We start from the raw sequence: 25,393 nt of genomic DNA on the forward strand, positions 1-25,393 counted from the left end.
ACTGTTCGCTTGGCAAGGGTCGTACCGTCCGGACATCTAGGCTGCGGACATGACATCCAGCAGCCCCGCGCACGGCACTTCGGCTTCCTACCTCTCCGAGCTCTTCTCGCTGGACGGCCGGGTCGCCGTGGTGACCGGCGGCAGTTCCGGCATCGGCCGGGCCATCGCCGGAGCTCTCGCACGGGCGGGGGCGAGCGTGGTGATCGTGGCGCGCAAGGAGGCGGAGCTGGCCGCCACGGTCGACGAGCTCGTGGCGGACGGCTGCCGGGCGGCCTGGGTGAGCGCCGACCTGAGCACCCGCGACGGAGTGCGCGCCGCGGCGGAGCAGGCGGCAGAGGTGTTCGGCGAGCCCGACATCCTCGTCAACAGCGCCGGGATCAATCTGCGGCCGCCGATGGGCGAGCTGGCCGAGGAGGTGTGGGACGCCACGATGGCGGTAAACCTGGAGGCGCCTTACCTGCTGGGCCTGCGGTTCGGGCCGGGCATGGCAGAGCGGGGCTTCGGGCGGATCATCCACATCAGCTCCCAGCAGGCGCACCGGGCGTTCGTCCAGAGCGGTGCGTACGGCGTCTCCAAGGGGGCCCTGGAGTCACTGGCCCGCTCCCAGGCGGAGGCGTGGTCGCCCTCCGGCGTCACCTGCAACACGCTGGTGCCCGGCTTCGTCCTGACGCCGCTCAACATGCGGTTGCAGTCCGACCCGGAGCGGGTGGCGGCGCTGGCCGCGCGCACGATGGCCGGGCGCAACGGCCTCGCCGAGGACTTCGCCGGAGCGGCCGTGTTCCTGGCCGGCCGCTCCTCCGGCTACGTCACCGGGCAGGCGCTCTTCGTCGACGGCGGGTTCTCCGTCCACTGAGCGGAGCCCGGCACCGCACGATGACTCCTGCGCGCTACGCCGCCTGCGGGACGAAGGGCACGATCTCGTCCCCGCCGGGCTGGACCACTCCATAGGTGCTCTCGGGGACCTTGTTCCAGGCGCCGGGCAGGTCGCCCAGGGGCTCGGAGACGATGAGCCGGGTCTCGTCGGAGACCCCGCGCAGGAACGCCATGTCGGGATGGAGCGACCGGAGTGTCTCCACGCGGGTGCTGTAGAACAGCGAGCGTGAGGCTCCCTGGCTGGAGTAACGGAAGGCCCACAGCCGTTCTCCGTCGGTCACGGCCACCGTCATCTGGAGCGGGAACTCCACACCGTGCGCGTGGCCGGTGCGCTCCACCATGCCCGCCATCCGCGCGACGGCGCCCGGGGGATCCTCCTCCAGGCCGAAGGTGAGCGCCAGGAAGAACATCATCTCGGAGTCCGTCGATCCCTCGATGTCCAGGAAGAGCTGCGGGTCGACGGCGAGAGCGAGGTCCCGGCGGATCCGGTGGAAGTCGGCGATCGCGCCGTTGTGCATCCACATCCAGCGGCCGTGCCGGAACGGGTGCGAGTTGGTCTGCTGCACCGCCGAGCCGGTCGAGGCCCGGATGTGGGCGAAGAACAGCGGTGAGCGGACATGGCCGGCGATCTCCCGCAGATTGCGGTTGCTCCAGGCCGGCCCGATCTCCCTGACGACGGCGGGGCTCCCGTCGTCCGCGCCGGGCCCGTACCAGCCGACACCGAAGCCGTCACCGTTGGTCGTCTCGACGCCCATCTTGGAGTGCAGACTCTGGTCGATCAGCGAATGCGTCGGCCGGTAGAGGATCGTTTCGAGCAGGACAGGGGTTCCCGAGTAGGCGAGCCAACGGCACATCGTCTACCGCCTTCCTGAGGGTGCCGGACAGGACGGGCCCCGCACGGGTCAGTCCGCGGACCGGTCCGGCTTCACCACGCACAGCGCCCAGATGACGAACCCGGAGAAAGCGATCATCACGACCGACCAGACCGGGTAGTACGGCAGGGAGAGGAAGTTGCCGATGACGATCAGCCCGGCGATGGCCACGCCCGTGACCCGCGCCCACATCGCCGACTGGAACAGTCCCAGGCTGACGATCACCGCGACCACGCCCAGGGCGAGGTGGATCCAGCCCCAGCCGGTGAGGTCGAACGCGAAGACGTAGTTGCGGGTCGAGAGGAATACGTCGTCCTCGGCGATCCCCATGATGCCCCGGAAGATGTCGAGCACTCCGGCGAGCAGGAGCATGACGGCGGCGAAGGCCATCAGGCCCTCGGCCCAGTTCTGCTTGGCCGTGCGCTGCCCGGCCGACGCCGCATGGGTGGGGTGTGTCGCTGTCATCCCGATGCCTCGATTCCGTTTTCGTTCGGCTTCGTTCTGTGTGGCTCAGGTCTGGGTGGCCAGGACCTGTGTGGATCGGGTCTGTGTGGCTGGGACCTGTGTGGATCGGGTCTGTGTGGCTGGGACCTGTGTGGATCGCGTCCGTGTGGATCGGGTCCGTGTGGGTCGAGCCTGTATGGCCCGACTCCGTAGGGCCGCCAGGTCCTGCGTGGCCCGGCTCCGTAGGGCCCGGCTCCGTAGGGCCCGGTCCCGTATGGCCCGGTCCTGTGTGTTCAGCGGCCGGAGCCGCTCAGGACCAGTTGCTTCGCCCTGTTGAACTCCTCGTCCGTGATGTCCCCGCGGGCCCGGATCTCGGAGAGCCTCGCGAGTTCGTCCACGCTGCTGCTGGGACTGTCCGTGCCCTTGGCGGTCTCGCGGACGTAGCTGTCGAAGGCCTTCTGCTGGTCACGCGCCTGAGCGATCTCCCTGCGCCCCATGTTCTTGCCCCGCGCGATCACGTAGACGAAGACACCCAGGAAGGGCAGGACGATGCAGAACACCAGCCAGCCGGCCTTGGCCCAGCCGCTGAGCTCGTCGTCGCGGAAGATGTCCATGATGATCCGGAACAGCAGGACGAACCACGTGATCCACAGGAAGAACACCAGCATCGTCCAGAAGGCGCTCAGCAGCGGATAGTCGTATGCGAGGTACGTGTCCCCACTCATGTCTTTTCTCCGTTCCGGGCCGGGGCCCGACATGGCGTTGGGTGCCGTTCTCAGGGTGTGCGTGGCGGGGTTCCGGCGGCTCACCCGATGCGGGTGAGTGCGCCGGCCGTCTCAGACCGGCCCCGCGGGAGCCCCGGGCCCGGCGGCCGGGCGCGCCCTGCGCAGCGCGGCGCGCCAGGCGAAGGCGACCGCCGCCTCGACCAGGCCGAGCAGGATCAGCCACAGACCGAGCAGCCGGGTCAGAGCCCGGGCCGACTCGGTGGGCAGGGCGAGGACCACGATCCCCGCGACGATGGCCAACACGGCGGCGCCGAGGACGACCCCTCGGTGGGGCAGTTCCCTGGTCGCGAGCGCCGTGAAGAGGGTCAGGATGCCGGACACCAGCCAGAGGACGCCGACGATCAGCGAGAGGGTCGCGATGGTCTGCAGTGGGTTCCTCAGGCACAGCACACCGGCGACGACGTACAGCACCGCCAGAAGGAGCCCCGTGAGGCGTTCGCCGTGGTCCCCCCTGGCGAAGGCCGCGACGAACCGGAACACGCCGGTCACCAGCAGGTACAGACCGATGAGGACCGCGAGGACGTGCAGGGTCTCGTCCGGCCAGACCAGGATCAGGATGCCCGGCACGAGCGTGGCGACCGCCGAGCCGAGGATCCATGTCCAGGACCGCCCGAGTACGCCCAGCGCCGCGGCGGGATCGATGCCCACCGGCCCGGAAGCCGACCCGCCGGACGGCCGGGGGTCCGGTCCGCCGGACAGGTCGTCCGGTCCGGTGTGCGGTGCGGGACCAGGCGAAACGCTCATGACTCCTCCTCGCGCACGGCCGGGGACGACGGTCCCCGGCTCGTCACTCCGGCAGTTGGCGCATCTCCAGCACCCGCAGCCCCAGGGACTGGCAGCGAGCGAGCAGCCCGTACAGGTGCGCCTCGTCGACGACGTAGCCGAACAGGACGGTCTGACCGGACATGACCACATGGTCCAGTTCCGGGAACGACCTGGTCAGTGCCTCCGACAGGTGTCCGTCGACGCGGATCTCGTAGCGCATGAGCTGCTCTCCCCCAAGGTGGCCTGGGACTGGCGGGCTGCGCACTCACCCTGCGATCGTCCGTCCTGCCACCGGGGTCCGGCCTCACCCGCAACGGGCGATACGCGAGGGCCCGGTGTCCTTGGTGTCGTGCGTCTTCGTCACAACAGCTTCAGTTCGCGGGCCCGGCGCACCGCTTCGTTGCGACGGTTGACCGCCAGTTTCCGGTAGGCGCTCTTGAGGTGGGTCTTGACCGTGTTCACGGAGACGTACAGATCGGCCGCGATCTCCTCGGTCGACATGGTCAGGGCGAGCCTGCGCAGTACGTCGAGTTCGCGACCGCTCAGCTCCTCCACGACCGGGATCGGCGGGCCGCCGGACACCGGGCCGCCCGGGCTGAGCCGGTCCGCCGCCGACACCCGTGGTGACACGGCGTCCAGCACCGGTCGGATCCATGGACCGGCCTCGCGGAATGGCCGTCGCAGCCCGTCACGTCGCGCCTCGCGCAGGGCGTGGGCGACGAGCCTGTGCGCGGTGGCCGTGTCCCCCGCCTCGTTCGCCGCCTGGGCTCTCACCAGCGTGGCCCGGACGGTCACCGCGGGCCCCGCACGGCCTTCGGACCGCACAGCGTCGAGCAGGTCCATCGCCGCCCCGGGCCTGCCCGCCGCCAGCTGGGCCCGCGCGGCCCCCACCGCGCATGCCGGCTGCTCCTCGGACACCGCCCGCAGTACGTCGACAGCCGTCTCGGGCCGGCCCTCGGCCAGATGCGCCGCGGAGACGACGAGCGCCGTCTGGCCCGCCGCCCAGGGGGAGGTCACGGCGGCCGGCACGGCCCGTTCCACCGCTTTGAGGGCGGCTCGTGTGTCGCCGCGGGCCAGTTCCAGGCGGGCCGTGGCGATGGCCCGGCCCGCCTCCATCACGGGGTCCCGCAGCGCCGGATGCGATTCGGCCGCCTCGTCGAGGAGGGTCCGCGCCCGGCCCAGGTCGTCGCGGTCCACGGCGACGGCGGCGAGTACCAGCCGCCCCATGCCGGAACCGGACGGCTGGGGCACGCCGTACCGCTCCGTCTCGGTCATGGCCGCCCGGGCCTTGCGCTCCGCCCTGCCCGGCCAGCCGTTCAGGTGGTCGATCAGCGCCAGCCGTCCGAGCGAGTCCTCGCGGGCGAGCGCGGTCGAAGCCCCGGCCGAGCCCCCGGCGACCTTCGACAGGGCGGCACACGCGTCCTCGAACCGCCCGGCCCAAAGGCGCGCCGAGCCCAGATGGGCCAGCAGGAGCGCGGTGAGCTCGGGATGCCTCTCCAGCAGGTGGGCGGGTGCCTGGTCGCACAGCGTCTCGGCCGCCGCCGCGGCCCTCTCCGCCCGGTCCGGCGCGCCGGTCAGCCGGGCGGCCAGCGCCTCGAGCAGCGCGCAGCTCAACCGGGCCGCCACGAGACCGGGCACCTCGCCCTCCGGACTCCGTCCCGCCGACAGTGCCTGGTCCGCCACGTCGCCCGGCCCGGCCGTCAGGCCCAGTGCGGCCGCCAGGCTCTGCTCCGCGTGCCGCAGGTGCGTCAGGCCGCGGTCCAGATCGCGCCGGGAGAGGTCACGGGCGGCGCGGACGAGGTCCGTGGCGGGGCTCGTGGTCTCCGGCCCCATCGGGGAGAACAGGTCGGCGATCTCGTCCGAGCGCCAGCCGGTGAAGAGCCAGCCGATGGCGAGGTCGTCGATCAGGGCGTCGGCGGTGAACTCCCAGTCACCCGCGGCGGCGCCCTGGCCCAGCGTCTCCGAGAGGGATCCGCAGCTCCGCAGCCAGTGCGCGGCCTGCCGGTGCAGTTCCGGCTCCAGGCCCGGCGAGCGCATCCGCAGATGGGCCCGGAGGATCTCACCGAACAGCGGGTGGAGGCGGTACCAGTCCTGCCCGAGGTGCTCGACGAACGCGTTCTCGCGGCACAGGTCGGCCAGGATGGGCCCGGCGTCGGTGCGCTCGGTCAGGGCGTTCACCAGCTCGGGACGGAACCGGTCGAGGACGCTGACCCGCAGCAGGAGATCCTGTGTCGCGGGCGGCTGCCGTCTGAGCACCTCCGCCAGCAGGAAGTCGGCGACCGTGCTGCGGTCGGCCTCGAACTCCTTCAGATACGTCTCCGGGTCCGGGTCCTGGCGTGCGGCGAGGGCACACAGGCGCAGGCCCGCGGCCCAGCCCCGGGTGCGGTCCACGAGACCCTGCGTCGCGTGCGCCGGAAGCCGCAGTCCGTGCAGCTCCAGCAGTTCGGCCGCCTCCTCGGAGGTGAAGGCCAGCTCCGCGCCCCGGATCTCCGTCAGCTCACCGGCCGCCCGGTACCGGTGCAGGGGCAGCAGCGGTTCGGTACGGGTGACGAGGACCAGGCGCAGGCCGTCGCCCGCGTGGCGCAGAACGAACTCCAGCTGCTCCGCGATCTCCGGGTCGGCCACCCGGTCGTACTCGTCGAGCACCACGATCACGGGCCGGTCCCGGGTACTCAGCTCTGCGGCGAGCCGCGCCAGCAGCTTGGGCGTCACACGGCTCGCGTCCGCGGGGCAGCCCACTCCGGCGGGCAGGGACGTTCCCGAGGCGCGCAGGGCCTGGAGCAGGTACGCCCACAGCATGCCCGGACCCTGCCCCGCCGCGTCCGTGGTGAGCCAGGCGACGGGCCGGTCGCACATCGCGGCCCAGTCGGCGACCAGCAGCGTCTTGCCCGCGCCGGCAGCGCCGTTGACCATCGTCAACGGGGTCCCCAGGGCCTGGTCGAGGTGCCGGACCAGCCGCTCACGCCGCAGGAACGTCACCGGCCGGGCCGGTGCGACGAACCGCGTGCGCAGAAAGGGATCCCCCTGTGGATCGGCGTACGGCGCCGTCGGATCGGTACCGCTGTCCTCGAGCCCAGCCATGGCGCTCACCGCCACTGTTCGTCAGGTCATGGGTAGCGCGCCCCCTCAGCATCCCAGGGTTCCGCCCCGGGCGCCCTGCGGAAGGTCCACACACGACGACGCCACGGCGTACGAGCGTCGGACCACCGAAAATCCGGCCAGGCCCGTTCCCGACGGGGCCGGCAGCATCCCGGCCGAGGCCCCTGCGTAACGGGACCGACCGCATCCCGGCCGAGGCCGCTGCGCGCCGGTAGCCGGACACCAGCCGCACCAAAGCCCCTTCGCGCCGGAGGCCGGTGGAGGCTGACGGGATCCGGGCCACGACGTCCCCGCGCCCCGGGCGGCGAACAAGAACCCAGCCCTCTGACCTCGCCCGCACCCGCTCCCGCTCCCGCTCCCGTGCCGATGGCCGGACGAAATCCGGCCACGGCGTGCTGTGCTCCCCGCGAGGCCCCTCGGTGACCGGGCCAGGACTCGCGGATTGGCCGTGGCCGAGGGATCGGGCACCCCCTACCGTCACCGGCATGCGGATTCGAATCGTCGATGCCTTCACCGACCGCCCCTTCGCCGGCAACCCGGCCGGGGTCCTGCTGCTGGACGCCTTCCCGGACGACAACCGCCTCCAGAAGATCGCTCTGGAGGTCAATCACGCCGAAACGGCGTTCGCCCACCCGCTCCCCGAGGGCGGCGCGGCGGACTGGGCTCTGCGCTGGTTCACGCCCGCGGCCGAGGTCGACCTGTGCGGCCACGCCACGCTCGCCACGGCCCACGTCCTGCACACCACGGGCACCCACCTGGGCCCGGTGCGCTTCGCCACCCGCAGCGGTGTGCTCGTCGCGACGCCCGCCGAGGACGGCTCGATCACCCTGGACTTCCCGACCGCCCCGCTGACGGAGGTGGCGATCCCCGACGGGGTCGGCGAGGCCCTGGGCGCGGAGCCGCTCGCCTGTTTCGACACCGGTCCGCACGTCGGCGACCTGCTGGTCGAGCTGGCCGACGAGCAGACCGTCCACGCCCTGCGGCCGGACCACAAGGCCCTGGCCGTCCACTCCCGCCGGGGCATCATCGCCACCGCCCGCGCCGAGGACCCGGACCTGGGCCACGACTTCGTCTCGCGTTGCTTCTTCCCGAACTTCGGCATCGACGAGGACCCGGTGACGGGCAGCGCCCACACCGCCCTGGCGCCCTACTGGTCCGAGCGGCTCGGCCGCACCGCCCTGACCGGCCTCCAGGCCTCCCCCCGGTCCGGCCGCGTCCGCACCGAACTGCGCGGCGACCGCACCCTGCTGACCGGTCGCGCGATCACCGTCATCGAGGGCGAACTGCTCGCTTAGGGCAGGTTCCGGGGCCGGCCGGAGGGGTGGCTCACGCCGTCGGCAGCCACCCCACCTTGCCCGCCAGCAGCGCGTACCCGACGAAGGCCCCGATGTCGAGCAGGGAGTGCGCCACCACCAGGGGGCCCACCCGGCCCCAGCGCCGGTAGAGGTAGACGAACACCACGCCCATCACCATGTTGCCGATGAAGCCGCCGATGCCCTGGTAGAGGTGGTACGAGCCGCGCAGCACGGCACTGGCCACGAGCGCGGTGCCCGGCGTCCAGCCCGACTGGCCCAGTCGGCGCAGCAGATAGCCGACGACGATGACCTCTTCGAGGATCGCGTTCTGCAGAGCGGACATGACCAGCACCGGGTATTTCCACCACACGTCCGGCAGCGCCTCCGGCACCACCGTGAGGTTGAAGCCGAGGCCCCGTGCCGCCAGGTAGAAGGCGATGCCGGTACTGCCGATCACCGCGGCGACCGCGGCCCCGCGGCCGAGGTCCGGCCAGGGCCGGGTGCGGTCGAAACCGAGCGTCCGCAGTCCCTGCCCCTCGCGCAGCAGGAAGTGCGCGACGAGGGCCACCGGGACGAGCTCCGTGGCGATCCCGAACAGCTGCCAGGCGAGATCGAGCCAGGGGCGGCCGGGCGCGGCCGAGGCGTTGAGGGTCGCCGCCTGGTCCTTCAAGCCTCCCGGCTTGGTGACCGATCCGACAAAACTGATCAGGGCGGACACACCGCTCGCGCCGAGCGAGACCCCCAGAACGAGCAGCGTCTCGTCACGGAGAATCCGTCGCGAGAGCTGTTCCCGCGGAAAAGAATCAGCCACCGACCCTGCCTCCACCTGCACACCTGCCTCCAGTTGCGTAAGCCCACCGCATCCCCACCGCTGCCTCGCCGGAGTCCCGGGAGAAGTGACGAAGATCGTGCGCGACAGGCCGTCAGGGGGACGGACGCCGTACGGGGGCATACCTCCCTCTTCGTCGGCCGTGCGGCGGAAAAGCGCCACGGGCAGACCGGGAGGGGCGCCACCGTCGTGGGACGTCACAGCTTGCCCGATCAGTACGGGCCGGGCGGCAGCGACCCCCGCCCTCGACTGCGCCGACGCGCCGCGACCGTCACGACGGCCCACGACGACCGTCACGACGGCCCACGAGGAGGGTGCCGAGCCTCTCAAAGGACCCACGGAGCCCGCACCATGGGGTACGGCCCCGGCCCGCACCCCATCCCACTACCACCCACCCCACCCACCCCACCCACGGGCAGGGGCCCCGTCCCACACCCCATCCCACCTACCGCTCACCCGCCCAGGGACGCGAGAACCGGCCCGGACCGAACCGGATCCGCCCCCACCGCTCACCCACCCGGCCACCTCGAACCGAACCGGATCCCGCCCCCACCGCTCACCCACCCAGGGGCGGGGCCGCCTCGATATGCGGCTCCGCCGCGTGGGCCCGACCGGCCCCCACCGGCCACCGGCCCGCAGCCGGCGAAACACCGAAAGCCCCTGAAAGCCGCGACAGCCCCGACCGCCCCGACCCTCATCCCCGAGGCGCAGCCTCCGGCACTCCCACGGGCCACGTGTGCACGGGCTCACCGAGGTGCATCAGCTCCGCGTACCGCCTTGTGGTCGCCGCCAGCGCGGCGTCCCGCGACAGCCCGGCCTCCACCGCGCGGTGGAACGTGGCCACCTGCCAGGTCGCCCCGTTGGTCCGCCGCCGGCACCGTTCCTCGATGACCCCCAGATACAGATCGCGATCGGCCGGTTCCACGCCCCACGCGTCCAGCCCGGCCTCGGCCAGCGGCAGCAGCTCGTCCCGTACGAGACTCACCGCGTCCACCTCGGTCACGCCGCCCAGCCGCCCGCGCCGGGGCCATTGCAGCCGCGCCTCGATGCCGTACCGGCAGGCCGCGTCGAAGTTGGCGGCGGCCGCCTCGAACGGGAGCCGGGACCACACCGGCCGCGACTCCTCGGCCAGGGCCCGGACGACGCCGTAGTAGAAGGCGGCGTTGGCGACCACGTCGGTCACGGTCGGCCCGGCGGGCAGGACGCGGTTCTCCACCCGTAGGTGCGGGACGCCGTCGGCGATGCCGTACACGGGCCGGTTCCAGCGGTAGACCGTACCGTTGTGCAGGACGAGCTCGGCGAGGGAGGGCACGCCGCCCGCCTCCAGGACCTCCAGGGGATCCTCCTCGTCACAGATGGGCAGCAGCGGCGGGAAGAAGCGCAGGTTCTCCTCGAACAGCTCGTACGCCGAGCTGATCCACCGTTCCCCGAACCACGTCCGCGGCCGTACGCCCTGCGCCTGGAGCTCCGGCGGCCGGGTGTCGGTGGCCTGCTGGAACAGCGGGGGCCGGGACTCCCGCCACAGCTCGTGCCCGAACAGGAAGGGCGAGTTGGCGCCGACGGCGATCTGCGCCGCGGTGACCGCCTGCGCGGCGTTCCACACCGCGGGGAAGCGGGCCGGCGTGACCTGGAGGTGCAGTTGCACGGAGGTGCAGGCGGCCTCGGGCACGATCGACTTCGAGGTGCACGACAGCCGCTCGACCCCGTCGATCTCGAGGGCGAAGTCCTCTCCCCGGGCGGCCACGATCTGGTCGTTGAGGAGGGTGTAGCGGTCGACCTCGGAAAGGTTCGACGAGACCAGGTCGTCCCGGTCGAGGGTCGGCAGAATACCGATCATCACGATGCCCGCGTCGACCTCGCCCGCCTTTCGATGGGCATATGCCAGTGACGTGCGGAGTTCTTCCGCGAGTCGATCGAAAACGCGGCCACCCAATCGGTGTGGGGCTATGTTGACTTCCAGATTGAACATGGCGAGTTCTGTTTGGAAATCCCGGCTTGCGATCCTCTCCAGCACTTGCCCATTCAGCATTCTCGGCTGGCCGTCGGCACCCGCGAGATTCAGTTCGATCTCGAGCCCCATGAGGTTCTTGGGGCGGTCGAAGCGCTTCTGGGCCAGGAGCCTCTCGAGCCCCGTCAGACACCGCTGGAGCTTGTCCCGGTAGTGCTGACGATCGGACAGGTCGAACGCGCCTGCCACGACCTTTTCCCCCATCGAAGCGTCCCTCCTCACGTGGGCGGGCCGAGGGTCCCGGCCGCCCGATGATCCGTTCAGGGTGGATGATGCCCAGCCCTGCCGATCGATAACGTCCCCCGCGCGACCCCGCGCCCGCTACGCTGACCGAAAGCCACCGGCGGTGACCTGTGGCACATTCACCGGGCATGCCGCCGGGCGCCCTTTCACGAAATCAGGAACTCGTGAAAAACGCCGACAGGAATGGGCCGACCGCTGGGCGCGCATAAGCCGAGGTCATCGCCGTGCTACCCGCTCTGAATCGGGATGATTCACCCCTATCGCCGACCGAATGAACCCTTGCCGAGTGTCCCGGCATCGACTAGACGAAACACAGTCTGAACACATGTCGTATAAACTCCGCGAACAAGGCAGAGAAGGTTGGCGCCCACGGTCGAAGGAGCCTGCCGTCGAGGTGACGGCGGGCCGCTCGCGCACCCCCGCACCCGCAGACTCCGGCCGCCGCCTCTCCGACCTGTCGAGAGCAAGCTGACAGCGCCGTCCGCCCACGCCCTCGCGCCACCGTGCCTGTCGAATGAGAGGCGATCCACCATGCCTTTGCATGTCCCCCCGGCTCCCGCGCCCGCCCTGCGCTCCGTCCTCATGGCACTCGGTTCCCCCACCGCGGTCCGCGAGGCTCGTACTCCCTCCCTGCGTACCGCCCAGGGCGACACCACCCCCGAACTCCCGCTGCCCCTGCACGTCCTGGACCGGATCACCCCCGAAGGCGTGGCCGCGACCCGGCTGGCCGGCTGGCGCTTCGTGATCCGCTGCGGCGACCGCGCCGTGGCCGCGGCCGACACCCGGCTCACCCCGGACGGCTGGGCGTTCTCGCACTTCTTCGAAGGCCCCTACGTCGCCTCCACCGAACGCGCCCTGCGCCAGGCCGAATCGACGGCCCAGCCGTTCCAGGCGCGGCTGCTCTCGGTGCCCGGGCTCTACATGCTCACCCTCTGGCTGCACGGCGACAGCGCCTCTGACGGCACCACGGGCCATCCGGCCCCGACAGACATCCTGGTACCGCTGGCCCCGGCGCCGCCCGGGATCGCCGCACACCGCGCGCACCGGGTCGCCGAGTTGCTCCCGCTGCTCACCCTGCGGGTGACACCGGCGACGCCACCGCTGCTCGGTTCACCGGCCTGACCGCTCGACCGGCCGACCGGCAGACCCCTCACCCCGTACCCCGCCACCGAGGCCCCGGTGGCGGGGTACGGTGCGTCCGGCGGCGCGGAATCCGCCCCCGTACCGTCCGGACTAGCCCCATCCGGCTACCAGGAACCATCCGAAGTGACAGTGCGGTTGAGATGAACCGCCCGCGTGGGTGATGCGTCATGAACCTGTGAGAAGCGGTGCCGCGAAATCCCTGCGGATCGACCTCCGTGGGGCAACACTGGGTTCCGACGGACTTATCACAACGGGGGGCGGCCATGAACGACGTTTCACGCCGCGGAACAGACACGACAGCCATCTCACACCTCACGCCAGAGCGGAAGTTCCCATCCATGTGCCAGCACCAGCCACCGTGCCCGACAGCGACCTCAGCCGACCGGGAGTCCGCGCGCCTCATGGCGCACCACCCGGAACAGGGCTGGAGCCTGCTGTGCAACGGCGTCCTGCTCTTCGAGGACACCGGTGAGCTCCTGCCGGACGGCCAGGTCATCGCCCCCCACCGGGTCGTGACCGCCGCCTGAGCACCAGCCGGACGGCGCGGGACCGCCGTCCGCAGACATGAGGGGCCGGCCCGCGGACCGCACGCGAACCGGCCCCGACGCGTCTCCGGGGTCGCTCACTCCCCGTAGCCGACCCGCCTCGGTGTGATATCTCCTCCTGCACGTCTCCGGTACGAATTCCCACCGCGGCGCCGGGCCCGCGTCGAGGACCTGCCGCGTCCGCACGGCTACCGCAAGCGCCCCGCCGTCTCCCGCTCCCGCGCCTCGCTGCTCGACCTGGTCTTCAAGGACCTCGGCAGCCCCTGGGGGATGGAGATAATCCGAGGGGTCGAGGAGGTCGCGCACGCGCCCGGGGTGGGCACGGTGGTGTCCGCGACCCACGACCACTCGGGCGTCGCCCGCCAGTGGAGGCGCACCTGCGCTCCCGCGCCTCCGGCGGCGTCATCCTCGTCACTTTGGCTCTGAACCCACCCTGCACGAGCAGTTGCGCAACCTGGGCGTCCCGCTGGTCGTCGTCGACCCGACGGGCTCCCCCGCCGTCGACACCCCGGCCGTCGGCGCCGCCAACTGGGCGCCGGCCTCGCGGCCACCGAGCATCCGCTGTCGCTGGGCCACCGCAGGATCGGCCTGATCGCCGGCCCGCCCCGGCTGCTGTGCTCCCGCGCCCGCTTCGGTGGCTATCGGGCCCGCCCTGGAGGCGGCCGGTCTCGCCGTCGACGAACCCTCGTCGTCCCCGGCGACTTCCGCCCCGAGTCCGGCCTCACCGGCTGCACCGCCCTGCTCGGTCTGCCCGAACCGCCGACCGCCGTGTTCACGGCGGACGACCGGACGGCGCTCGGCACGATCGAGGCGCTGCGCCGACGCGGCCTGCGGGCCCCGGAGGACATGGGCGTGGTCGGCTTCGACGACCTCCGGAAGTCCGCTGGTCCGCACCGCCGTTGACCGTCGTCCGTCACCCCCCTGGCCGACATGGGCAGACTCGCCCCCCGCACCGTCCTGAGCCTGGCCCGCGGCGAGCGCCCGGACTCGCCGCGGGTGGAACCGGGCACGGAGCTGGTGGTCCGTTCGAGCACGCGCCACCTTGCGGCGCCGGCTAGCTGAGCGCCTCCCGGATCGCCCGGTACGCCGGCTTCGGCGCGAGCTGCTCGTCCCAGGGCAGCGCCGCGCCCTGGCCGGGGAAGAACGCCGGGATCCACGAGTACTTGTCGGTGTAGTCCCAGACGGTGATGCCGGCACACCGCCGCACCGCGAGGCATGCTTCGGTCAAGTCCCGGTACCAGTCGGCCTGTTGCGCCAGCTTCTCGTCGGTCGCGGGCAGCAGCATCCGTACGTCGACCTCGGTGAGCGCGGTGTCCAGGCCGAGCCGGGAGAAGCGGCGGAGGTTGTCCTCGAGCGTCGTCGGATAGCCGTACTGGAGGGCGAGGTGGGCCTGGAGGCCGATGCCGTCCAGCGGAACGCGCTGGGCCTTCAGTTCCTTGGCCAGAGCGTAGTAGGCGTCGCTCTTCGGGCCGACCGCCTCGATGTTGTAGTCGTTGAGGTACAGCTTCGCCTTCGGGTCGGCCTCATGGGCCCACCGCAGGGCGTCGGCGATGTAACCGGGGCCGAGGGTCTTGTAGAAGACCGTCTCGCGGTAGGTGCCGTCCTCGTTGAACGCCTCGTTGACGACGTCCCAGGAGTAGACCTTGCCCCGGTAGTGGCGTACCTCGGTCTGGATGTGGTTCTTCAGGACGGCCCGCAGCTCGTCCGCCGTCCACTCCTTGCCGGTCAGCCAGCCGGGCAGTTGGCTGTGCCAGACGAGGGTGTGGGCGCGGACCTGCTGGTGGTGGGCGCGCGCGAGGCCGAGGATCTCGTCCCCGGCCGTCCAGTCGAAGACACCCTGCTGCGGCTCGGTGGCGTACCACTTCATGCCGTTGCCCGGGGTGATCATGTCGAACTCGTGGCCCAGAATCCTTGTGTAGGCGGTGTCGGTGAGCTCGGGATTGTCGGTGGCGCTGCCGAAGTAGCGGCCGTGGCGCTGCGCGAGGCCGGCGAGGGTCGTACGCGGCTTTCCGTGCGCCGGGCCCTCGTGCGCCTGGGCGGCGGGCCCGCCGGCGACACCGGCGGCGACGAGGACGGTTGCGAGGGCTCCGGCGAGTCTGAGCCGGGTGCGTGCGGCGGTGCCGTGGGCGGTGCTGGGCATGGTGCGACTCCTCACGATAGGGCTGGGGTGAGCCGTACGGGTCCGCGGGCGCGGGTCATCCCTTTGTGGCGCCGGCGGTGAGGCCGCCGACGAGCTGGCGCTCTGCGACGGCGTAGAAGGCCAGGGCGGGCACCATGGCGAGGACGAGATAGGCGAACACGCGCGCGTACTCCGCGGAGTACTGGCCCTGGAACTGCTGGACGCCGATCGGGATGGTCCACCAGGTGGGCTCGTTGAAGACCAGCAACGGGAGGAGGAAGTTGTTCCAGCTGCCGACCACGGCGAGCACGGAGACCGTGCCGAGGGCGGGCCTTGCCATGGGCAGCAGGATCCGCCAGAAGAAGCCGAGGGGGCCGCAGCCGTCGAGGGTGGCCGCCTCCTCCAGCTCGGCGGGGATCTGCCGGAAGAACCCGCGCAGGATGACGATGGTCATCGGCAGCCCGAAGGCGGCCTGCGGGAGGATCACGCCGAGCGGGTTGTCCAGCAGGTCCATCGAGCGCAACAGCAGGAACAGGGGCAGCGCCGCCACCGCGAAGGGGAACATCAGCCCCATCGTGAACAGGGTGAAGAGCATTTCCCGGCCGCGGAAGGCGAACCGGGCGAAGGAGAACGCGGCGAGCGCGGACACCGCGACGACCACCACCGTCGTACCGGCCGCGATGAGCGTGCTGCTGCCGACGAGCTGCCAGAAGGAGCCGGAACCGAGGATGTCCGTGTAGTTGGAGGTGATCCAGGGATCGGGCAGGCCGATGGGGTTGCGGGAGAGCTGGTCGGTGGACTTGAAGCCGGACAGCACGGCGTAGACGAGCGGTACGGCCATCACCGCGCCGACGACCCCGAGGACGAGGTGCAGGGGAAGCGTCCGGCCGGTCCTGCGCGCTGTACGGCCGGTCCCGCGAGCCGCCCGGCCGGTCTTGACGACGCTCACGAGCCGCCTCCTCGCATGGTCGTGGTGGCGCCCTGAAGGTCCCGGCGGAGCACGAACCGCTGGTAGGCGAGGGCGAAGACGAGACTGATGCCGAACATGGCGACGCTGATCGCGCTGGCGTAGCCGACCTGGTAGCGCTTGAAGCCGTACTGGAACATGGTCACGGCCATCGTCTCGGAGTGGTGGTCGGGACCGCCCGCGGTGACCACCCACACCAGGTCGAAGAGCTGGATCGAGCCGATGACCGACAGGAAGACACTGATCCGCAGGGTCGGCGCGAGCAGCGGCAGGGTGACATGGCGGAAGCGCTGCCAGGGGCCCGCTCCGTCGATCAGGGCGGCCTCCGTCAACTCGGCCGGGACGGACTGCAGTCCGGCCAGGTAGAGCATCATGTGGAAGCCGAAGTACTTCCACGTCATGACCAGGAAGAGGGTCGCCATGACGGTGGACGGGTCGGCGAACCACTGCCCGCCCACCCCGTCCAGGCCGATCGCCCCGAGCACGTGGTCGGCGAGGCCGTCGTCCGGGGCGAAGATCATGCTGAAGAGCACGCCGGTGATCGCCTCGGAGAGGATGTACGGCGCGAAGAACAGCATCCGGTACACGGCCCGGCCGCGGATCCGCTGGTTGAGCGCGACCGCAAGGGCGAGCGCGAACGGCAGTTGCAGGACGAGCGAGAGGCCGACCAGAAGCAGGCAGCGCCACAGGTCGCCCAGGAACACCGGGTCCTGGAAGAGCCGGGTGAAGTTGTCGCCGCCGATGTAGTCGTCGGGCATGCCGAAGCCGCCCCAGCGGAAGAACGAGGCGTACAGCGCGAACAGCATCGGCAGCAGCACGAGCGTGCCGAACAGCACCAGCGCGGGCACCTGGAAGCCGACGGCGGTGAGCCAGTGCAGCGCCCGCCGCCGCGTCCGGCCCCGGCCCGAGCCGGGAGACGGAGGCGGCGGGCCGACGTCCGGGCCGCTTCGCTTGTCCGGGAGGAAGGTGGAGGTCATCGACTGCTACTGCTCTTCCTTGGCGACCTTGGTGATCGACTCGGTGACCTGCTGAGGCGACTTGGACCCGGCGATGAGCGCGGCGACGCTGTCGTTGACCTCCTGGCCGAGGGCAGGCGCGTACGCCTGGTCGAGGTAGAGCTGGAAGCCGGTGGCGGCCTTCAACTGGGCTTGTACGGCCTTGATGTTGGGGTCGGTGATGGCGCTCTCGGCGGCCGGTACGACGGGCAGCACCCCGGTCTTCTTGACCAGTTCGGTGTCCGTGGCCACGGAGGCGAAGAACTTCAGGAAGTCGACGGCCGCCTGTGGGGCGTCCTTGCGCAGCGCGTGCCCGCCGCCGCCGCCGAACACCTCGGTGATCACACCCTTGCCGCCGTCGACCGCCGGGAACGGGAAGAAGCCGAGGTTCGCCCCGAGCCCCTTGCCCGCGTCGGCCTCCACCACCGGCGCCCACTGGCCCATGAGTTCCATCGCCGCCTTGCCGTTGCCGACGGCGGCGGCCTGGCCGGTGGGGCTGGAGTAGGCGGCGCCGAGGAAGCCCTTCTGGAACGGCTGGAGGTCGACGAGGTCCTGGAGGTGCTGCCCGGCCTTCACGAAGCCGTCCCCGGTGAAGTCCTTGTCGTTCCCGGCCTTGCCGAGGGCGTCGACACCGGCGGTGCGCATCGCGAGGTACGCCCAGTAGTACATGCCGGGCCACTTCTCCTTGCCCGCCAGCGCGAGCGGTGTGATCCCGGCGGCCTTCAGCTTGCGCACGGCATCGAGGAAGCCGCTCCAGGTGGTGGGAGGCGCGCTGACGCCGGCCTGCTTGAAGAGGGCCTTGTTGTACCAGAACCCGATCATGCCGATGTCGAACGGGATGCCGTACGCCTTCTCGTCGATCAGGTAGGGCTCGCGGGCGACGGAGAGCAGGCTGTCGCCCCAGCCCTTCGTCTTCTCCGTGAGGTCCTCGACCAGACCGGCGTCGACCTGCTGCTTCAGGACACCGCCGCCCCAGGTGTGGAAGATGTCGGGCAGCTTCCCGGAGGCGGTCAGCGCCGTCATCTTCGACTTGTAGGCGTCGTTCTCCAGCTGAACGATCTTGACCTTCACCTTGGGGTTCCGGGCTTCGAACTGCTTGGCCAGAGCGGCCCATACGTCCTTGGTCGGCTGGGTGGTGGAGATGTTCCACCACTCGATGGTGGTCGTCCCCGACGACCCTCCGTCCGAGTCGCCGCCGCAGGCGCTCAGTGCCGTCATGCTCAGACCGGCCGCGGCGGAGGCCGCCAGGAAGCCGCGGCGGGAGAGTGCCGGGTCGCCCATCATGCGCTCCTTGATAGATCGAAAGTTTCGAACCAGATCCAGAAAGCTTCGCTGCTGCCGCACCCTAGAGACACCCTCCGACGGGAGGCAACCCCTTGAACGCAGGGAATCCGGGGCTCTGTTCACGAAGGAAGGCCCAGCGAGGCGTCCAGAGTCATCGAAACATTCGAAATCATCGGCGAACATTACGAAGCGCTTCGCGACGAAGCTCCGGCGGTCGGAAACAATTCCGGCGGCGTGTGACGCTGTGTATGGGTCCTACGGCCCCTCCGATCGACCTCCGACCAGTCTTAACGGAAGCTTGACGCCGTCCCGCCCATGATCCAGGGGCCCCGGCATCACTCTCCGCTTACGCTGATTCCGCCGTCCGCGTGATGGCCGAAACCGCACGCTGAGCCGCGCATCAGGAGCCCGCCGATGGCCACCACCGAGCACCCGCCTCCCACCCGCCTGCGCGCCTGGATGCTGGAGGGGCTGTCCGACATGGGCAAGCAGGGCGGCCACCAGGGACCGCATGCCGAACCCGAGCCCCCGCACAAGGGCCAGCGCTGGTACCGGGTGATGTGCCTGACCGGTGTCGACTACTTCTCGACCCTCGGCTATCAGCCGGGCATCGCCGCCCTCGCGGCAGGTCTGCTCTCCCCGGTCGCGACGGTCGTGCTGGTCATCGTCACTCTGGCGGGCGCCCTGCCGGTCTACCGGCGCGTGGCCGAGGAGAGCCCGCACGGCGAGGGCTCGATCGCGATGCTGGAACGGCTGCTGTCCTTCTGGAAGGGCAAACTCTTCGTCCTGACGCTGCTCGGCTTCGCCGCCACCGACTTCCTGATCACGATCACCCTGTCCGCGGCGGACGCCTCCACCCACCTGGTCGAGAACCCGCACCTGACCAGCACCCTGCACGACCGGCAGATGATGATCACGCTCGTCCTCGTCGCCCTGCTCGGAGCGGTGTTCCTCAAGGGGTTCCTGGAGGCCATCGGCGTCGCGGTCGCCCTGGTCGTGATCTATCTGAGCCTGAACGTCGTCGTGGTGTTCGTCGGACTGTGGCATGTGCTCACCGAGGGCCACCTGGTCACCGACTGGGCCGACGCCCTGACCGCCGAGCACGGCAACGTGTTCGCGATGATCGGCGTCTCCCTGCTGGTCTTCCCCAAGCTCGCGCTCGGCCTGTCCGGCTTCGAGACCGGCGTGGCGGTCATGCCGCACGTGCAGGGCGACCCGGCCGACACCGCGGAGAACCCCGCGGGCCGTATCCGGGACACCAAGAAGCTGCTGACGACCGCCGCCCTGATCATGAGCGTCTTCCTCATCGCCACCAGCTTCATCACCACGGTGCTGATCCCGGAGAAGGAGTTCGAGCCCGGCGGCCGGGCCAACGGACGCGCCCTCGCCTACCTGTCCCACGAGTATCTGGGCAACGTCTTCGGCACGGTGTACGACGTGTCGACGATCGCCATCCTGTGGTTCGCCGGCGCCTCCGCGATGGCCGGACTGCTCAACCTGATGCCCCGCTATCTCCCCCGCTACGGCATGGCCCCGCACTGGGCGCGCGCCGTCCGCCCCATGGTCATCGTCTTCACCCTCGTCGCCTTCCTGGTCACCTGGATCTTCGACGCCGACGTCGACGCCCAGGGCGGCGCCTACGCCACCGGCGTCCTCGTCCTGATGTCCTCCGCCGCGATCGCGGTGACCATCGCCGCCCGCCGCGCCCGGCAGCGGGGCTGGACCGTCGGCTTCGTCGTGGTCTCGGCGGTGCTGCTCTACGTGACCGTCGTGAACGTCATCGAGCGCCCCGACGGCGTGAAGATCGGCGCCTGCTTCATCGCCGGGATCATCCTGGTCTCCCTGCTGTCCCGGCTGGCCCGCGCCTTCGAGCTCCGCGTGACCAGCGTGACGCTGGACGACATGGCGGAACGTTTCATCCGCGACATGGCCAGCCGCAAGATACGGTTCATCGCCAACGAGCCCGACCAGCGCGACAAGGCCGAGTACCGCGACAAGATCGAACAGATCCGGCAGGACAACGACATCCCCGGCGAGGATTTCGTGTTCCTAGAGGTCACCGTCGTCGACCCGTCCGAGTTCGAAGCCGGTCTGACCGTGCGCGGCGAGGTCCTGCACAACCGCTACCGCGTCCTGACCCTGGAGTCCTCCTCCATCTCCAACGCCCTGGCCGCGCTGCTGCTGCACACCCGTGACGTCACCGGCTGCATCCCCCACATCTACTTCGAGTGGACCGAGGGCAACCCCTTCGCCAACTTCCTGCGCTTCTTCCTCTTCGGCCAGGGCGAGGTCGCTCCGGTCACCCGGGAGGTGCTGCGCGAGGCCGAACCGGACCGCGCCCGCCGCCCCCGCGTCCACACGGGTTGACCCCGACCTGGCGACGCATACCGCACATACCCCACATAAGGTGCCCGGCGGCCTACCGTGGACGCTCATGAGCCTGAGCATCCGCAACCAACTCCCCGGCACCGTCACCGCCGTCCGGACCGGCGAGGTCATGGCCACCGTCAAGATCCGTCTGGACGGCGGCCAGGACCTCACCGCGGCCATCACTCTGGAAGCCGTGAACCAGCTCGCCCTCACCACAGGCACCGCCGTCCGAGCCCTGGTGAAGGCGACGGAGGTCTCCCTGGCCACCGCCCGGGTCGACGGCCTGTCGATCCGCAACCAGCTCACCGGCGCAATCACGGGCCTGGTGACCGGCGGGGTCATGGCCTCCGTGAAGATCTCCATGGACCAGGGCGAACTCACCGCCGTGATCACCAAGGAAGCAGCCGAGGACCTCGGCCTCTTCGTGGGCTCCGATGTCATCGCGCTGATCAAGGCGACCGAGGTGGCCCTGGCGACGGCGTAGAACGCGCGAGGGCCCCCGCCCGGAACGGACGGGGGCCCTCACCCGCTCGCTCAGTCCTGGTACGCGTCCAGCGGCGGGCACGAGCAGACCAGGTTCCGGTCGCCGAAGGCCTGGTCTATCCGGCGCACCGGCGGCCAGTACTTGTCGCCGGCCGACACACCGGCCGGGAAGACGGCCTCCTCACGCGTGTACGCGTGCTCCCACTCCCCGCCCAGCGCGGCCGCGGTGTGCGGGGCACCGCGCAGCGGGTTGTCCTCGGCGGGCCACTCGCCCGCCCCGACCTTCTCGATCTCCGCGCGGATGGCGATCATCGCCTCGCAGAAACGGTCCAGCTCGATCAGGTCCTCGGACTCGGTGGGCTCGATCATCAGCGTCCCGGCCACCGGGAACGACATCGTCGGCGCGTGGAACCCGTAGTCGATGAGCCGCTTGGCCACGTCGTCGACGCTCACGCCGGTCGCCTTGGTCAGCGGCCGCAGGTCGATGATGCACTCGTGCGCGACCAGCCCGCCCGGCCCGTTGTAGAGCACCGGGTAGTGCGGCTCCAGCCGCTTGGCGATGTAGTTGGCGCTCAGCACGGCCACCTGCGTGGCCCGCTTGAGCCCCTCGCCGCCCATGAGCCGCACATACGCCCACGAGATCGGCAGGATCCCCGCGGAACCCCAGGGGGCGGCCGAAATCGGTCCCACCCCGGTCTCCGGCCCGGCGGCGGGCTGAAGCGGGTGGTTCGGCAGATAGGGCGCCAGATGCGACCGTACGGCGACGGGTCCGACACCCGGGCCGCCGCCCCCGTGGGGGATGCAGAACGTCTTGTGCAGGTTCAGGTGCGAGACGTCTCCGCCGAAGTGCCCCGGCTTGGCGAGACCGACGAGGGCGTTCAGGTTGGCGCCGTCGACGTACACCTGTCCGCCGGCCTCGTGCACCTGGGCGCAGATGTCGGCGACGTGCTCCTCGAACACTCCGTGCGTCGACGGGTAGGTGATCATCAGCACCGCCAGCTCGTCCCGGTGCCGCTCGATCTTCGTCCTCAGGTCCTCGACGTCGATCTCGCCGTCCTCGGCGGTCTTCACGACGACGACCTTCATGCCCGCCATCACCGCACTGGCCGCGTTCGTGCCGTGCGCGGAGGACGGGATGAGGCACACGGTCCGCTGCTCGTCCCCGTTGCCCCGGTGGTACCCCCGGACGGCGAGCAGCCCGGCCAGCTCACCCTGCGACCCGGCGTTCGGCTGCAGCGACACCTTGTCGTACCCGGTTACCTCGGCGAGCCGCTCCTCCAGCTCACGGATGAGCGTCAGGTATCCCTCCGCCTGCTCGGCCGGCGCGAAGGGGTGCAGCTGCCCGAACTCGGGCCAGGTGACCGGCTCCATCTCGGTGGTCGCGTTGAGCTTCATGGTGCAGGAGCCCAGCGGGATCATGCCCCGGTCGAGCGCGTAGTCCCGGTCGGCGAGCCTGCGCAGATAGCGCAGCATCGCGGTCTCGGAGCGGTGCTGGTGGAAGACGGGGTGCGTGAGGATCTCGTCGGAGCGCAACAGCCCGTCGGGCAGGGCGTCCCCGGTGGCCACGTCGAGCGCCTCGATGTCGCCGTCCACCCCGAAGGCGGCCCAGACGGCGGCCACCTGCGCCCGAGCGGTCGTCTCGTCGCAGGCGATCGACACGTGGTCGGCGTCGACGAGGTGCAGGTTGACCCCGTGCTCCCGCGCGGCGGCGACGACTGCGGAGGCCTTCGCGGGCACCCGCACGGTCAGCGTGTCGAAGTACGCACCGTGCACGACCTCGACGCCGCCGGCCTCGAGCCCGGCGGCGAGGATCGCGGTGTACCGGTGCGTACGCCGAGCGATCGCACGCAGTCCGTCGGGACCGTGATAGACGGCGTACATCCCCGCCATCACCGCCAGCAGCACCTGCGCCGTGCAGATGTTGCTGGTGGCCTTCTCACGCCGGATGTGCTGCTCACGCGTCTGCAGCGCCAGCCGGTAGGCCCGGTGCCCGTCGGCGTCCACGGACACACCCACGAGCCGCCCAGGCAGGCTGCGCGCGAACTGCTCGCGGACGGCCAGGTAACCGGCGTGCGGCCCGCCGAAGCCCATCGGCACCCCGAACCGCTGCGTCGTACCCACCGCGATGTCCGCACCCAGCTCGCCCGGCGACTTCAGCAGCGTCAGCGCGAGCAGATCCGCGGCCACGGTGACGAGCGCGCCGAGCCCGTGCGCCTGCTTGATGATCGCTTCGAGGTCGCGTACGGCACCGGAGGCACCGGGGTACTGGACGAGCACGCCGTTGATCTCCCGCGCGGCGATCTCCGCCGGAATGCCGTCGCTCAGGTCGGCGACGACGATCTCCACGCCCGTCGGCTCGGCGCGGGTCTCGATCACGGCGATGGTCTGCGGCAGCGCGTCCGCGTCGATGAGGAAGAGGCCCTTCTTGTTCTTCCCCATGCGCCGGGACAGCGCCATCGCCTCGGCGGCGGCCGTGCCCTCGTCGAGCAGCGACGCACCGGAGGTCGGCAGCCCGGTGAGGTCGGCGACCATGGTCTGGAAGTTCAGCAGCGCCTCGAGCCGGCCCTGGGAGATCTCCGGCTGGTACGGCGTGTAGGCCGTGTACCAGGCGGGGTTCTCCATGACGTTGCGCAGGATGACGGGCGGCGTGAAGGTCCCGTGATAGCCGAGGCCGATCATCGAGTCGAGAACCTGGTTGCGGTCGGCCAGCGAGCGCAGCTCGGCCAGCACCTCGGCCTCGGTCCGCGCGCCCGGCAGGTCCAGCGCGTCGGCGTTCTTGATGACATCCGGGACCGCGGCGGCGGTCAGCTCGTCGAGCGAGCCGTAGCCGACCTGCGCGAGCATCTTGGCCTGTGCCTCATGGTCGGGCCCGATGTGGCGTTGTTCGAAGGGAATTCCCTGCTCGAGCTCTGCGAGCGGAATGCGATGGGCGGTCATTACGGAGGCCTCCTGGTCTGACACGACCTGCGAGGGTCACCACGGCGGGTACCCGGACGGCCTCCCCCTCTGTCATCTCAACCTGAGAGCTTCACCGGCCGCCCGAGAGCGCCCGGCTTTCACCGTCGGTGAGAGCGGAAGCCGTCGACGCCGTCGGCGACCCGCCCTGCTTTCCAGAGTGACCTCGACCGCGCGGTACGTGAGCCTGAGAGATTCCGGGGAGGATTTGCTCCTTCGGCGCCTCCGATGGTGTCCGGAGGACTCTCCCGCGCGGTGTCAGCAGCCGTTGTCAGACTACCAGCGAGGTCATGGAGGCTCGCTCGAGTGGCCGCCCGTCCCAATGTGCTCTTTTGTAGTGCTTACGGATGAGTTGCGACCAAGTGGAGGGCCCGTGCAGACGGACATCGATCCGCGCAACCTGATCGGCCGCAAGGCGTTCGACCGCAACGGCACCAAGATCGGCACGATCGACGAGGTCTACCTCGACGACGCTACCGGCGCACCGGAGTGGGCTGCCATACGTACCGGTCTGTTCTCCCGCGACGCCTTCGTCCCTCTGGAGCCCAGCCGATTGGTGGAGGGCACCCTGCACATCCCCTTCGACCGGTCCCTGATCAAGGACGCTCCCGACTTCGGCGTCGGCCGCCACCTCTCCCCGGAACAGGAACTCCAGCTCTACCACCACTACGGCCTGGACGTGGGCGCCCCTCCACCACTCCCCGACCACGACTTCGGCCGCCTGGCGGGCACCGACGAGAGCTGAGCTTCCCGGGCACAGCCCCTCAGGCACAGGTCCACAGGCACAGGTCCACAGGTCCTGACACTGGTCTCCTGGCACGGAGCCTCCGGCACAGGCCCTGAGACTGAGACTCAGGCACAGGCCCGTATCAGCGCGCCGAGAATCCCGGCCGGGTCGTACAGCGGCCGGGCGCCGTCCGTGACGACTCTGCGGGTGCCGTCGTCGACGGGATCGATCCGTGCCCAGCGGACGGAAGCGACGCCCACCTCGACCTCCAGACCGGACACGGTGACATACCGCCACTCGGTGAGGGGCCCCCATTCCTGGACCCGGACCACCTCACCCAGGGCCGGCTCGCGCGTCCACCCGTCGTCCTCGGCGTACCGGGCAGGGGCCGTCGACAACACCACGAGGTCCACGTCCGAGTCGGGACGCGCGGCCCCACGCGCACAGGACCCGACGAGAAGCAGCCCCACCACATCGCTCCGGTTCGCGGCCCACCGGGTGACGCGGTCCACCACCCGCCGCATCTCGGCTTCACGCGCCGACGACACCCCGGCCGGGTCCGTGAACCGACCTCCGTGCAGATTCATGCGGT

At 70.7% G+C, this 25,393-nt stretch carries 24 protein-coding genes and 1 riboswitch; of the genes, 10 read left to right on the plus strand and 14 right to left on the minus strand.

The window, feature by feature from the left end:
- Positions 1-49 precede the first annotated feature (49 nt).
- The gene (locus tag ACFWBB_RS32645; protein WP_385279609.1) at positions 50-853 is read left to right on the plus strand and encodes an SDR family NAD(P)-dependent oxidoreductase; all 804 of its coding nucleotides are present in this window, start codon (positions 50-52) and stop codon (positions 851-853) included.
- 34 nt (positions 854-887) lie between these two features.
- Here ACFWBB_RS32645 and ACFWBB_RS32650 read toward each other — a convergent pair whose 3' ends face one another.
- The 6 genes from ACFWBB_RS32650 to ACFWBB_RS32675 all read right to left on the minus strand — a co-directional run bounded on the left by ACFWBB_RS32650 (position 888) and on the right by ACFWBB_RS32675 (position 6,820).
- Positions 888-1,727 (minus strand): class II glutamine amidotransferase, encoded by an 840-nt coding sequence (locus ACFWBB_RS32650; protein WP_385279612.1) that lies wholly within the window; start codon positions 1,725-1,727, stop codon positions 888-890.
- Between the two features lie 48 nt (positions 1,728-1,775).
- The gene (locus tag ACFWBB_RS32655; protein ID WP_385279615.1) at positions 1,776-2,210 is read right to left on the minus strand and encodes a hypothetical protein; all 435 of its coding nucleotides are present in this window, start codon (positions 2,208-2,210) and stop codon (positions 1,776-1,778) included.
- A 272-nt stretch (positions 2,211-2,482) separates the two neighbouring features.
- Positions 2,483-2,914 carry an SHOCT domain-containing protein gene (locus tag ACFWBB_RS32660; protein WP_385279618.1) on the minus strand — a complete coding sequence of 144 codons (432 nt, stop codon included), beginning with the start codon at positions 2,912-2,914 and terminating at the stop codon, positions 2,483-2,485.
- 111 nt (positions 2,915-3,025) lie between these two features.
- On the minus strand, positions 3,026-3,718 hold the full coding sequence (locus ACFWBB_RS32665) for an HdeD family acid-resistance protein (RefSeq protein ID WP_385279622.1): 693 nt from the start codon (positions 3,716-3,718) through the stop codon (positions 3,026-3,028).
- Between the two features lie 43 nt (positions 3,719-3,761).
- Positions 3,762-3,959 (minus strand): hypothetical protein, encoded by a 198-nt coding sequence (locus tag ACFWBB_RS32670; RefSeq protein ID WP_189927356.1) that lies wholly within the window; start codon positions 3,957-3,959, stop codon positions 3,762-3,764.
- 140 nt (positions 3,960-4,099) lie between these two features.
- Complete coding sequence (locus ACFWBB_RS32675) at positions 4,100-6,820, minus strand: LuxR C-terminal-related transcriptional regulator (protein ID WP_385279625.1); 2,721 nt, start codon at positions 6,818-6,820, stop codon at positions 4,100-4,102.
- 503 nt (positions 6,821-7,323) lie between these two features.
- Here ACFWBB_RS32675 and ACFWBB_RS32680 point away from each other — a divergent pair.
- Positions 7,324-8,133 (plus strand): PhzF family phenazine biosynthesis protein, encoded by an 810-nt coding sequence (locus ACFWBB_RS32680; RefSeq protein ID WP_385279628.1) that lies wholly within the window; start codon positions 7,324-7,326, stop codon positions 8,131-8,133.
- A 31-nt stretch (positions 8,134-8,164) separates the two neighbouring features.
- Here the strand turns inward: ACFWBB_RS32680 and ACFWBB_RS32685 are convergent, their stop codons facing one another.
- Together ACFWBB_RS32685 and ACFWBB_RS32690 are read right to left on the minus strand one after the other, a co-directional pair.
- Positions 8,165-8,965 (minus strand): CPBP family intramembrane glutamic endopeptidase, encoded by an 801-nt coding sequence (locus tag ACFWBB_RS32685; protein WP_385279631.1) that lies wholly within the window; start codon positions 8,963-8,965, stop codon positions 8,165-8,167.
- Positions 8,966-9,656: 691 nt separating this feature from the next.
- Entirely contained in the window at positions 9,657-11,174 is a 1,518-nt protein-coding gene (locus ACFWBB_RS32690; protein ID WP_385279634.1) for a glutamate--cysteine ligase, read from the minus strand.
- Positions 11,175-11,744: 570 nt separating this feature from the next.
- On the opposite strand from ACFWBB_RS32690, the gene ACFWBB_RS32695 reads away from it, so the two are divergent.
- From ACFWBB_RS32695 to ACFWBB_RS32715, 5 genes are all read left to right on the plus strand, one after another.
- Positions 11,745-12,335, plus strand: coding sequence for a hypothetical protein (locus ACFWBB_RS32695; RefSeq protein WP_385279637.1), 591 nt, complete (start codon positions 11,745-11,747; stop codon positions 12,333-12,335).
- A 359-nt stretch (positions 12,336-12,694) separates the two neighbouring features.
- Positions 12,695-12,883 carry a DUF5999 family protein gene (locus ACFWBB_RS32700; protein WP_328483150.1) on the plus strand — a complete coding sequence of 63 codons (189 nt, stop codon included), beginning with the start codon at positions 12,695-12,697 and terminating at the stop codon, positions 12,881-12,883.
- Between the two features lie 123 nt (positions 12,884-13,006).
- Entirely contained in the window at positions 13,007-13,327 is a 321-nt protein-coding gene (locus ACFWBB_RS32705; protein ID WP_385279640.1) for a hypothetical protein, read from the plus strand.
- 19 nt (positions 13,328-13,346) lie between these two features.
- Complete coding sequence (locus ACFWBB_RS32710) at positions 13,347-13,493, plus strand: hypothetical protein (protein ID WP_385279643.1); 147 nt, start codon at positions 13,347-13,349, stop codon at positions 13,491-13,493.
- Positions 13,493-13,804: a substrate-binding domain-containing protein gene (locus ACFWBB_RS32715; protein WP_385279692.1), complete on the plus strand. Its 312-nt coding sequence runs from the start codon at positions 13,493-13,495 to the stop codon at positions 13,802-13,804. Before ACFWBB_RS32710 ends, ACFWBB_RS32715 begins: the two co-directional genes overlap by 1 nt.
- 151 nt (positions 13,805-13,955) lie before the next feature.
- Here ACFWBB_RS32715 and ACFWBB_RS32720 read toward each other — a convergent pair whose 3' ends face one another.
- The 4 genes from ACFWBB_RS32720 to ACFWBB_RS32735 form a co-directional block, all read right to left on the minus strand.
- On the minus strand, positions 13,956-15,041 hold the full coding sequence (locus tag ACFWBB_RS32720; RefSeq protein ID WP_385279646.1) for an endo-1,4-beta-xylanase: 1,086 nt from the start codon (positions 15,039-15,041) through the stop codon (positions 13,956-13,958).
- Between the two features lie 55 nt (positions 15,042-15,096).
- Positions 15,097-15,861, minus strand: coding sequence for a carbohydrate ABC transporter permease (locus tag ACFWBB_RS32725; protein WP_385279695.1), 765 nt, complete (start codon positions 15,859-15,861; stop codon positions 15,097-15,099).
- 104 nt (positions 15,862-15,965) lie between these two features.
- Entirely contained in the window at positions 15,966-16,964 is a 999-nt protein-coding gene (locus tag ACFWBB_RS32730) for a carbohydrate ABC transporter permease (RefSeq protein WP_385279649.1), read from the minus strand.
- A 6-nt stretch (positions 16,965-16,970) separates the two neighbouring features.
- Positions 16,971-18,263 (minus strand): extracellular solute-binding protein, encoded by a 1,293-nt coding sequence (locus ACFWBB_RS32735; protein WP_385279698.1) that lies wholly within the window; start codon positions 18,261-18,263, stop codon positions 16,971-16,973.
- Positions 18,264-18,680: 417 nt separating this feature from the next.
- Between ACFWBB_RS32735 and ACFWBB_RS32740 the strand changes: the two genes are divergently transcribed.
- Positions 18,681-20,633, plus strand: a complete 1,953-nt coding sequence (locus ACFWBB_RS32740) for an APC family permease (RefSeq protein ID WP_385279652.1) — start codon at positions 18,681-18,683, stop codon at positions 20,631-20,633.
- 67 nt (positions 20,634-20,700) lie between these two features.
- The gene (locus tag ACFWBB_RS32745) at positions 20,701-21,120 is read left to right on the plus strand and encodes a molybdopterin-binding protein (protein WP_385279656.1); all 420 of its coding nucleotides are present in this window, start codon (positions 20,701-20,703) and stop codon (positions 21,118-21,120) included.
- Between the two features lie 50 nt (positions 21,121-21,170).
- On the opposite strand, the gene gcvP is transcribed toward ACFWBB_RS32745, so the two are convergent.
- Positions 21,171-24,056 carry an aminomethyl-transferring glycine dehydrogenase gene (gene gcvP, locus ACFWBB_RS32750; protein ID WP_385279659.1) on the minus strand — a complete coding sequence of 962 codons (2,886 nt, stop codon included), beginning with the start codon at positions 24,054-24,056 and terminating at the stop codon, positions 21,171-21,173.
- Between the two features lie 183 nt (positions 24,057-24,239).
- Positions 24,240-24,335: riboswitch (glycine riboswitch) on the minus strand.
- A gap of 112 nt (positions 24,336-24,447) precedes the next feature.
- Here gcvP and ACFWBB_RS32755 point away from each other — a divergent pair.
- Positions 24,448-24,819, plus strand: coding sequence for a PRC-barrel domain-containing protein (locus ACFWBB_RS32755; protein ID WP_385279662.1), 372 nt, complete (start codon positions 24,448-24,450; stop codon positions 24,817-24,819).
- Positions 24,820-24,926: 107 nt separating this feature from the next.
- On the opposite strand, the gene ACFWBB_RS32760 is transcribed toward ACFWBB_RS32755, so the two are convergent.
- Positions 24,927-25,388 (minus strand): nucleotidyltransferase domain-containing protein, encoded by a 462-nt coding sequence (locus tag ACFWBB_RS32760; RefSeq protein ID WP_385279664.1) that lies wholly within the window; start codon positions 25,386-25,388, stop codon positions 24,927-24,929.
- Between the last annotated feature and the right edge of the window lie 5 nt (positions 25,389-25,393).

Origin of the sequence: Streptomyces sp. NPDC060000 (genome assembly GCF_042737375.1) — a bacterium.
Classification (GTDB): Bacteria; Actinomycetota; Actinomycetes; order Streptomycetales; family Streptomycetaceae; genus Streptomyces.